Raw genomic sequence first — 10,641 nt, forward strand, 5'->3', positions numbered from 1 at the left:
AAACACTGAAATACACCAGCCCAAAAGAATGCAAGGACTGTCCTTTAGCCAATGAAGAACTATGCCAGAAAGTGTTCAAGATGAAAATTACCAAAGACCTCAGGCGATACACGGCGCCCGCTCGTGGGTCCAAAGCCTGGGAAGAGATCTATAAACGTCGCTCAGCAGTAGAACGTGTCAATGCATACTTAAAGGAATTTTTTCAACTGAACAATGTCCGTTATCGTAAGGGAAAACGCGCCAAGATCCACTTTGATATGGCAACACTTATTTACAATGCATCCAAATTAGCTGCAGATCGCATCAATGCGCAGCTAAATCAGTCTCAAGCTGCTTAAGAGAATTTTTAAAAAAATCCTTTTTTAAATTCTGAACTTCTGTGCTTTTTTAAAAAGAGCAATTATGAAATTGACTCAAGCAATTACTATTTTCGAATGGTAAATTACTAATGGAGGATCTTTTATGTCTAAAATCAATTTAGTAGCAACGGGGGATGTCTTACTACATTCAAGAATATACAATTTATATAAGACGAGTAAGGATGGCTATGATTTTACTCAGCCTATGGCACCGGCAAAAAAGTTACTTAGTGGTGGTGATATTTCCGTCGTGAATCTAGAATCACCTGTGGCAGGAGAGGAATTAGGACTGCAATCCTTTCCAAAATTCAATAACCCTGTTGAGTTAGCGGAAAATCTAAAGAAGTTTGGCACTGATTTAGTAACAAACTCTAATAACCACACAATGGATCTTGGTGTAGAAGGCGCACTAAAATCCATAGAGAATCTGGAGAAAACAGGTCTAATGTATGTAGGATCACATAAGTCCAAAAAGGACCGAAAAGAAACCCGGGTTATTGAGAAGAACGGTATTAAATGTGCATTTTTGTCTTACACCGCTGTTACGTTAGGTAATAACCCTCCTAAAAATAAAGAATATCTGTTAAATAGAGTAGTGAAAGGACAGACTAAAGAGGTTCGAGGAGACATTGAACGGGTAAAAAAAGAGATAAAACCGGATGTTGTAATTGTTTCGATGCACTTTGGCAGAGAGTATCCATTATATCCTGTAGCATCTCAAAAAGAAGTTGCTGCATCTATTTCAGATGCAGGTGCAGATATTATTATTGGTCATCATCCACATGTACTGCAGCCTGCCGAATGGATTACCAACTCTCGTGGTAAACAAACATTTGTAATTTACTCTTTAGGTAACTTTTATTCTGGGCAAAAGGGGCTGTACAGACAAATTGGGGGCTCGCTTTCCTTAGATGTAATTAAAGAAAAAAATACTTCTGGCATTAAGGTGAAGAACCCGAAATTAGACTTGACATTTGTAGACGCAAATAGGAAAGACGGATATCAGATGTATCATTTGCTTGATTATATTGAGAAGAATGCGTATATTAAAACTGCGCATGGCGAATTTGATTCTCTCGAAGTGTATAGTGAATTATCAAGCCGCTATAAAAATTGGATGCCAGAAATTGAATTGAGATAATTTATCTCCGTATAGCAATTAGCCAAGTCGTAAAACAAACCGACTTGGCTAACATTTATTTACCTCTTACTTTATCTGTAAATTTCCTTAAAGGTTTCGTGACTTTCCACGAAGTACTTGCTTCCATTCTTTTAAGTTGTTTTTTAAGTTGTTTATTTTGTTTATTAGTCAGTTCCCTTATTTTTTCTTTTTCCTCATATTCTGCTAGTTGGCGTACAAGCCTCTGGTAGTCTTTCCTTAAATTGCTGTATTTTTGAATGTATTCTTCAACATTGCTATTTGTGCCCATTGCCTCTTTCTCTGGAATTTCTTCAATATGAAACCCATGTTTAACAGGTGAAGTTCTATTTTTCTCAGTGATTTTTGGAGCGCTAAAGTTTTTAGCAACGTACTTTTTAAACCGATCCTCAAATTCTCCAACATTTTTTTTATTCCCAGCAGCAATAATTACAATATCACCATTTGCTAAAGCTTTTATATAACCGCTCACCTTTTTATTAAAAGCGGTTCGTTTAATCCTGTTTGCTAATTTCTTGTTATATTCACAATTAGAAAGCAAAAATCGTTTTAAAATAATTGGCGAGCTAGGAAGTTTAGGCAATGTGATATCTTTAGCTGCGCTAGCCAAGCAAGAATCATAGATAAAATCATAATCAATATAAAGTTTATTTGCTTCTTTACGATTATAATCTTTAGTTTCCGGAAAGTAATAATCAATAATGTGTGATGGTATGTCACGAGCTTGCCCTTCCATCGGGAACAGGTGCTGTGTAATATGAGCCCTAGAGTTGAGTTCGATAACAACTCCAGTATTGTTTTTCTCATCAACAATCATATCAACACCGCATTGTGGAAGCGATGGAAAACTGTTTGCCGCCTCAATGGCAATGTTTTTAATGTTTTGTGGTACTTGATCAGTGATATCTATTGAATCACCACCAGCAGAAACATTATTTTTGCTTTTCAGATAGACAATTTCACCATCTTTAGCAACAGAATCAAGACTATAATTTTTTCTTTTTAATAATGTTTTTGTTTCATCGTCAATCTTAATTGGCCGATTTGTTAAGGAAGGAAGTTTGGATCTTTCTTGATTTTTTTTGTTAATGAGTTGTTTGATTGTGTCCTTCCCATTTCCTATAACATGCGATCTAACGCGCTTTAAAGCTCCTATTACCTTGTTGTTAAGAACGTAAAGCCGGTAATCACTGCCCTCAAAGTATTTTTCGAGTATTACTTTTGGATAATTTAATTTCTCTCTTACGTAATTTAAAGCCTCCTTTAATTCTTTTTCATTTTGGATATTCCCTATTACTCCTCTTCCACCAGTACCATCAGTAGGTTTTATAACAAGAGGATAAGATATATTATTTGCGTACTGAATAATTTCAGCATTTGTCACATTCTCACTAAATTCTTTTCCATCAGGAGTGGGAACATTATTTTTTTTAAGATACTCTTTTGCAGTCCATTTATTCTTAGCTAGTTCTTTAGTTTCTTCGGTAACACCATCACCCCTGGTAGTACTGAAGTGATGTGTTTTAGTACCGTTGCTAATTGAATAGTAAGGTTCTATTTTACCTGATTTTTCCAGAACAATACTAATGTTAATTTCTAGTCCTCTGCGCCAGGCTTCGAGAATGATACTATAAGTACTTAACATGTAATTGTTTGCCTTCTGTGGAATACACTCATTTAGATGATTTAAATACTGGTTGTTTCCCTTCATAACTTATCCCTTTCATTAATTCATTATATAAATATGTTTATTAGTCAATTATTCATTTAATTAACATGTGTATTATAACATAAATAATCATTTCGATTTGTCTTTTGAAATAAAAAGTTGTATTTGTCTTGTATTTACAACCCCAAAATGAATAAAAATATTAAGTTTATAAGAGTTAAATATGACTAATAATAAAGTAAATGGTAAAATATTTAAGAGTCATTTAAAGTCCTATATACAATAATGCGCGTTTTTGACAAAATTTATAAGTTTTTAAAACTGAGGGAGGATAACTTAGTGATAAATTATAACATTAAAATAAGTAATAATACTTCTGGAACATTAACGATAAATAAAGAGCTGAGTCAAAATTTTAAACTTACAAAGATAAAGAATGCTAATATCAGATTTGGCTTCACAATTGCAGAAGTAAATATAAATATTGATACCCATTTAGAGAGTAATGAAATAATACTATCTAAAGGGGTGATAAAAAAATTAGGTTTACCTACAAATTGTCAATATAATATTATCGTTAAAGATAGTGAAATAATAATTGGACCATTTATTGGAATTTATATAGGAAGGTATAAAAATACAGTCATTCAAAAATTGCGTTTTTTAGATAGTTATATACAAAACTATAATCAAATCAAGGGTGTTGTTTTTGCATTTTCATTAGATAGTATCAACAAAAGAAATTTAACTATTAATGGATATTTTTATAATCCGAATAAAGATCGATGGGAAGAGGCAGTCTTACCTTATCCGTCCTCAATATTTCAAAGAAGTACTTTTAATAGTGAATGGCGTGAATATTTTGGAGCACTTTATGGAAATAAAATTTTTAATTATAGACCATTAAATAAATGGGAAGTCTATGATACATTAAACCAATTCCCGGAAGTATCCGAGTATTTGCCGCCTACATCACAATATAATGATATAAAGGATTTGGCGGAATATATGAAGCAATATAAAGATATTTATCTTAAGCCAATATCGGGAAAAAAAGGACTCGGGATTTTTAACATATTAAAAGATGACCGAAAATTTTATGTTAAATCGCGAGTGGATGGTGAAAACCTGGAATGGCCATTTGAAAACCCTGACGAATTATTGAACTTTATGCACAATAAACTGGAAAAAGGGAAATATATTATCCAAAAAACGATAGATATCAAATTTGAAAATAAAGTTATGGATTTCAGGATAGGTATGGATAAGGATCAATTAGGTAATTGGAATAATTTAATGTTTGTGTCGAGAGTAAGTGGTGAAAATAGCATTGTAAGTAACAGGGCTATCAGTGGCGGAGCTATTAAGCCAATTTCAGAAGTGCTAAAAAATGATTATCATATGAATGATCAACAGGTAGAATATTATAAAGACGAACTCGTATCTCTAGCTGAATCTATCTCAAATAAGTTGGAGTTAACGGGGTATCAAATGGGGAAATTAGCATTTGACTTTGTAATTGATAAGGATAAAAAGATATGGGTTATAGAAATAAATAGTAGATACCCTGATGATTCATTAGCTAATAAAATAGGTGAAAAACAAACCTATTATGATATTCATCATACAAATATGTTATATGCTAAGAAACTGGGTGGCTTTGAGGTTAGTGCTAATAGTGTTCAATTAAATTTTTTAAACGAAGATGAACAACCTGAAGATTCTAACCAAGATAGATTTAAAATTTTTGTGGCGATTCCACGTAAAGATAAACATGAGTATGAAAATCATGTCTTTAAAATGCTTCAGAGGTTTGGGATAACAGGAAATGTAGATTATAATGAGAAACTAAGGAAAGTTGAAATTGATATTAATGGGGATTCGAAAACTATGGAACACTTCATTGAAAGTATTAAAAGAGGAAAAACACACTCAAATAAGGCTGTAATTGGACTTAAGCAATGTAAATAATGAAATATCCTAAACTAGTAGTTCGATTTAAAAGTAGTGTCAATATACAAAGGTTTATGAAATCCTTGTACTAAAGACATTTTGGGAGAGGATACGATGCCATTTAAACGAACAAAAGCTGAACTTCATTTATCGCAGGAAGATCGTGATTTTTTAGAGAAAATCAACCAGACCCGCACCGGAAAAGTACGCTGTGTCGAATGGGCCCGCATGCTTTTATTATATGCTGACAACATAAGTGTGCCTAAGATCGCAGACCATTTGAATACAAACCCGCAAAAGGTTTATCGCTGTATTGATAAGGCTTTGGCGTTTGGCGTCCAAACAGCTGTAGGCGATTTGAAGTGATCTGGCCGTCCGGCTGAGATTGCGCCCGAGGCAAAAACCTGGGTCGTTCTCTGTCTTGTCAGAAGCCTAAGGATCTGGGCCACTCTTATAAAGTCTGGACCATCCGTTTGCCGGCACAGCATATTCGTGATCATGCTGACGAACAGGGTTATCCCTCCGTCGCCCGAATTGGTTTCGGGACGATTTCGCGTATCCTCTCTGAGAACGATGTTAAGCCGCATAAAGTCAACTATTATTTAGAGCGTCGATCCTGACTTTGAGGATAAAATGGTTCAAGTCTTACACGTTTACCAACAGGTTGAGTGGACGTTGGAAGATAATGAATGCCAACAGATTTGTGATGTGATGTTGTCATACAGGCGACGGGCAATAAGGCACCCGATTTGCCGCCGGCTCCCGAAAGCATCCAACGGTTAGCCGTGACTGGGAATATGTTTGTTACGGAACACTCAGTCTGTTGGCAGGCATTGGCCTGGTAGAAATCATCGGCCACCTCAGCAAAGAGTTTGTTTATTTTCTGAAAGATCAGGATAAATACCACGACCCTGATATACGTATTCAAATTGTCCTGGATAACCACTCAGCCCATACATCCAAGAAACACGTGCTTACTTGGAAACGGTGGCAAATCGCTTTGAGTTTGTATTTACGCCCAAACATGGTTCCTGGCTAAATATTATTGAATCATTCTTTGCCAAGATGAGTGTGGGTTTTCTGCGCTATATCAGGGTTAATCCCAAGGAAGAACTGAAAGAAGAATGTATCGAACTTTACTTGCAGGAAGTCAATGAAAATCCAGTTCCTTTTCGTTGGAGGTATGGATTAGAATCATTACAAGGTTAAATATCATTTATATTAATGTTATTTCCGATACGATATACTAGATAAACCCAGCAAAAAAATAGGAGATTAATATACTTCGGAAGAAGCATAAAGTTCGGTGAAATACACCAACCTTTGGGCTTTGTACCGAAGTGTTTTATTAATTTAAATTCTTGCCAAATAGGTATCGATTAGTAATTCAATTACAAAATATGACAAAAACTATTGAAAAAAGTTGTATTACATTTATACTAGCTGTGGGAGGAGGTGAAAATATTTTTAAAAGATCATTTATAACACTATTAATACTTCTTTTTGTGGTGGTTTCTAGTAATCCATTACTAGTTTTAGCCGAAGAGAACGAATCATTAAATGAGACAGAAGTCGAAGCTCAAGAGAAAAAAGACAAGGCAGATGAAGAATCTGAGTTAAACACAAAAGACCCCGCTACAGGTGAAGAAAGCATAAACTCAGGTGAAGCCAATCCCAACAATAATTCAGATTCACAAAACGAAGAAAATAGGTCTACAAATCAAGAAATAGATGCAAAATTTGAATCTCAAGAGTCCGAAGGAACAAATGAAAACGAGCAGGAACAATATGAAAAGAAATTAAATTCGGTTGGGTCGGAATCCCAGGATAGAAATTCTAATGAACAATTTTTAGAAGGGCTAGAAGCACTAGGGTTTGAGAACAATGAGGGTTCTATTGAGGCTTTTCAAAGATATTACGAACTTGAAGTAACAGGAGAGGTAAATGAAGCGACAGAGGAAAAGATAGAAGAAGTTTTGGCCAGTCCGTTTCAGAATGGTAAGAGGCATGAAGACTCTGTCGAGTTAAAAGAGTACCTTGTGGTGTTAGGGTACTTAAATTTTGATAACCCAACTACATATTACGGCCCGCAAACAGAGGAAGCTGTTAAAGAATTTCAAACGGATGAAGGATTACCGGTTTCCGGAATAATTGAGCCAAATACCAAAGAGACACTAGAAGAGCTCGCCACCGGTCCGTTATCGTATGGAATGTATCGTGAAGATGCAATAGCGCTGAAAGAGAATCTAAACAAATTAGGCTTCACATCCTTTAACGGCCCGAACGATTATTTTGGTGCGAAGACAGAGCAGGGAGTAGAGGATCTCCAGAGCTATTACGAACTTGACGTAACGGGAGTAGTGAATGAAGCAACAGTGAAGAAAATTGAAGAGATCCTGTCCAGTCCATTTCAAGATGGTAAAAGTCATGAGGATTCTATAGAGCTTAAGGAATATTTAGAAATCCTTGGCTTTGTAACGTGGGATAATGATCCAACCGATTATTTCGGCACACGAACGGAAGAGGCGGTCAAAGAATTTCAAGAGACTGAAGGATTGCCGGTTTCCGGAATAATTGATCTGAATACCAGAGAGAGGCTGGAGGAGCTGTCCATTGGTCCGTTATCGTACGGAATGTATCGTGAAGATGCGGTAGCTTTGAAAGAGGATCTGAACAAATTAGGATTCACATCTTTTAACGGTCCAAATGATTATTTTGGTGCGAAGACAGAGCAGGGAGTAGAGGATTTACAGAGCTATTACGATCTTGAAGTAACAGGAGTGGCAAATGAAGCAACATTCGAGAAGATAGAAGAAATCCTGTCCAGTCCGTTCCAGGACGGTGAAAGTCATGAGGACTCCGTAGAGCTCAAGGAAAATCTAGAAACCCTGGGATTTGTATCATGGGATAATGATCCAACTGATTACTTCGGATCAAGTACGGAAGAAGCAGTCAAAGAGTTTCAAGCGGCTAAAGGATTACCGGTTTCTGGAATAATCGAACCAAATACCAAAGAGACACTGGAAGAGCTGGCCACTGGTCCGTTATCGTACGGAATGTACCGTGAAGATGTGATAACTCTGAAAGAGAATCTGAACAAATTAGGGTTCACATCCTTCAACGGTCCGAACGATTATTTTGGTGCGAAGACAGAGCAGGGAGTAGAGGATTTACAGAGCTATTACGATCTTGAAGTAACAGGAGTGGCAAATGAAGCAACACTGGAGAAGATAGAAGAAATCCTGTCCAGTGCGTTCCAAGACGGTGAAAGTCATGGGGACTCCGTAGAGCTCAAGGAAAATCTAGAAACCCTAGGATTTGTATCATGGGAAGATGATCCAACCAATTACTTCGGCCTAAGAACGGAGCAAGCGGTAAAAGACTTTCAGGAGTACTATGGTTTGCCGAATAGTGGGATAGCTGAGAAAAATACCAGAAATAAAATTCAAGATATTTTATCTAGTCCATTCCAAAGCGGTAAATCTAATGAGGGTTCCGTGGGGCTCAAGGAAAATTTAGAAACCCTAGGATTTGTGTCATGGGAAGATGATCCAACCGATTACTTCGGCCCAAGAACGGAGCAAGCGGTAAAAGACTTTCAGGAGTACCATGGTTTGCCGAATAGCGGAATAGCTGAGGATGATACCAGAGATAAAATACAGGAGGTTTTATCCACCCCACTCCAATATGGTAAAAGCCATGAGGATTCTATAGAGCTCAAGAAAAATTTGGAACTCCTTGGTATTGTATCATGGGATAATGATCCAACTGATTACTTTGGTACAAGGACGGAACAGGCAGTTAAAGAGTTTCAAGAGCAATACGATCTGCCGGTTAGTGGAATTGCTGATACCAACACATTGGACAAGTTAAAAACGGAAGTGCAGGATAATATTGTTAAGATATTTTTGGATCCCGGACATGGAGGCCATGATCCCGGCGGTCAAGGATATAGCTTAAACGAAAAGGATGTTGTTCTTGATATTGCATTAGCAACAGAAAATGTATTGAGTCAAAATTACGCTGGTGTAGAGGTTAAACTTTCCCGTACAACGGATACCTTCGTAGAATTGGAAGATAGAGCCCAAATGGCTAATAATTGGGGCGCCGACTATTTTGTCAGTATACACAACAATGCCTTTACAGGTGCTGCACATGGATTTGAAAGCTATATTTATAATGGAAATGTTTCTTCAAATACAATAGAAAAACAAAACCAAATCCATCAGTACATAGCCAACGAATTAAGTGCCAGGAACAACATAAGCGACCGTGGGAAGAAAACAGCTAACTTTAATGTGTTGCGCAATACCGCAATGTCTGCCATTTTACTGGAACTGTTGTTTATAGATAATTGGTCTGAAAACACATTATTGCAAAGCTCCAGTTTTCGAGCCGAGCTCAGTAAAATCACGGCGGATGCAATCGCACATGCATTTAATTTAAAGAGAAAATAATTTATTTGAAAGGTGAACTGCTTTATGCAGCTTCATCTTTTTTTAATTTATTAAGTATTACTCATTGAATATAAAAGTCACTTTGTAATAGTGGATAACTCCCGATGTTAATGGAATTGTGGGTAAATTTTTAACTACGAATTTTGTCCATCCTGTTTAACTTAAATGAAACAGGCAAAAAACGACAAAACTATTGAAAAATATACTTTAAAAATTATAATAGATTAATAGGAAGGAGGTGGAAAGTTTTATGAAAAAATTACTTATAACATTGTTACTGCTTTTCTTTGTGATACTTGGTTCCCCGTTACTAGTTCTAGCGGAGGATAACGAATCGTTAAATGAGACAGAAACCAAGACTCAGGAGAAAAATAACCAAGTAGATCAGGAATCTGAGTTAAACACAGAAGACCCTGCTGAGGTTGAAGAAAGCCGAAAACTAGGTGAAGTCAATTCGTACAGCAATTCAGGTTCGGAAAACGAATCTATGAATCAGGAAAAAAGTGAAATATTTGACTCTCAACAGTCGGAAAGAACAGATGAATCTGAGCAGGAACAAGAAGTAAGGACTCTGAATTCGAATGAATCGGAATCCCAATTTGAAAACTCTAATCAGGAATTTTTAGAAGAGCTTGAGGCACTGGGATTTGAGAACAATGAAAGTTCTATTCAGTCTTTTCAAAGCTATTATGGAGTAGAAGTAACGGGAGTGGCAAATGAAGCAACAGTAGAGAAGATAGAAGAAATCCTGTCCAGTCCATTCCAAGAAGGTAAAAGTTATGAGGAATCTGTGGAACTTAAGGAATATTTAGAAATCCTGGGATATGTATCATGGGATAGTGACCCAACCGATTATTTCGGCTCAAGCACGGAAGAAGCGGTGAGAGAGTTTCAAGAGGCTGAAGGATTGCCGGTTACGGGAATAATCGAGCCGAATACCAGAGATAGGCTTGAGGAGCTCGCCACCGGACCGTTATCATATGGGATGTATCGTGAAGATGCAGTAGCTCTGAAAGAGAATCTGAACAAATTAGGATTCACATC

The 10,641-nt window shown here is 36.5% G+C and carries 8 protein-coding genes; 7 read left to right on the forward strand and 1 reads right to left on the reverse strand.

The features are described 5' to 3' along the window. Both E4U82_RS18650 and E4U82_RS18655 read left to right on the forward strand, forming a co-directional pair. On the forward strand, positions 1-338 hold a 338-nt coding region (locus tag E4U82_RS18650; RefSeq protein ID WP_167751489.1), incomplete at its 5' end, for a transposase. A 124-nt stretch (positions 339-462) separates the two neighbouring features. Continuing rightward, positions 463-1,500 carry a CapA family protein gene (locus E4U82_RS18655; RefSeq protein ID WP_135111757.1) on the forward strand — a complete coding sequence of 346 codons (1,038 nt, stop codon included), beginning with the start codon at positions 463-465 and terminating at the stop codon, positions 1,498-1,500. 55 nt (positions 1,501-1,555) lie between these two features. Here E4U82_RS18655 and E4U82_RS18660 read toward each other — a convergent pair whose 3' ends face one another. Then, entirely contained in the window at positions 1,556-3,163 is a 1,608-nt protein-coding gene (locus E4U82_RS18660) for an ATP-binding protein (protein ID WP_245183654.1), read from the reverse strand. 363 nt (positions 3,164-3,526) lie between these two features. Between E4U82_RS18660 and E4U82_RS18665 the strand changes: the two genes are divergently transcribed. The 5 genes from E4U82_RS18665 to E4U82_RS18680 form a co-directional block, all read left to right on the forward strand. Continuing rightward, positions 3,527-5,158, forward strand: a complete 1,632-nt coding sequence (locus tag E4U82_RS18665; RefSeq protein ID WP_167751490.1) for a YheC/YheD family endospore coat-associated protein — start codon at positions 3,527-3,529, stop codon at positions 5,156-5,158. Between the two features lie 96 nt (positions 5,159-5,254). Continuing rightward, on the forward strand, positions 5,255-5,506 hold the full coding sequence (locus tag E4U82_RS20405; protein WP_245183655.1) for a COG3415 family protein: 252 nt from the start codon (positions 5,255-5,257) through the stop codon (positions 5,504-5,506). A gap of 612 nt (positions 5,507-6,118) precedes the next feature. Then, a complete protein-coding gene (locus E4U82_RS20715; RefSeq protein ID WP_425339544.1) occupies positions 6,119-6,349 on the forward strand; it encodes a hypothetical protein in 231 nt (76 codons plus the stop codon). A gap of 191 nt (positions 6,350-6,540) precedes the next feature. Then, positions 6,541-9,597, forward strand: coding sequence for a peptidoglycan-binding protein (locus E4U82_RS18675; protein ID WP_135111760.1), 3,057 nt, complete (start codon positions 6,541-6,543; stop codon positions 9,595-9,597). Between the two features lie 250 nt (positions 9,598-9,847). Beyond that, positions 9,848-10,641: peptidoglycan-binding domain-containing protein (locus E4U82_RS18680; RefSeq protein WP_135111761.1), on the forward strand; the 794-nt coding region annotated here is incomplete at its 3' end.

It is taken from the genome of Lentibacillus salicampi (assembly GCF_004565465.1).
Lineage (GTDB): Bacteria > Bacillota > Bacilli > Bacillales > Amphibacillaceae > Lentibacillus > Lentibacillus salicampi.

What these genes read in the sequence shown, in the direction of transcription:
- E4U82_RS18655 (WP_135111757.1), top strand. Translation starts at nt 463, where the DNA reads ATGTCTAAAATCAATTTAGTAGCAACGGGGGATGTCTTACTACATTCA.
- E4U82_RS18660 (WP_245183654.1), bottom strand. Translation starts at nt 3,163, where the DNA reads ATGTTAAGTACTTATAGTATCATTCTCGAAGCCTGGCGCAGAGGACTA.
- E4U82_RS20405 (WP_245183655.1), top strand. Translation starts at nt 5,255, where the DNA reads ATGCCATTTAAACGAACAAAAGCTGAACTTCATTTATCGCAGGAAGAT.
- E4U82_RS18675 (WP_135111760.1), top strand. Translation starts at nt 6,541, where the DNA reads ATGACAAAAACTATTGAAAAAAGTTGTATTACATTTATACTAGCTGTG.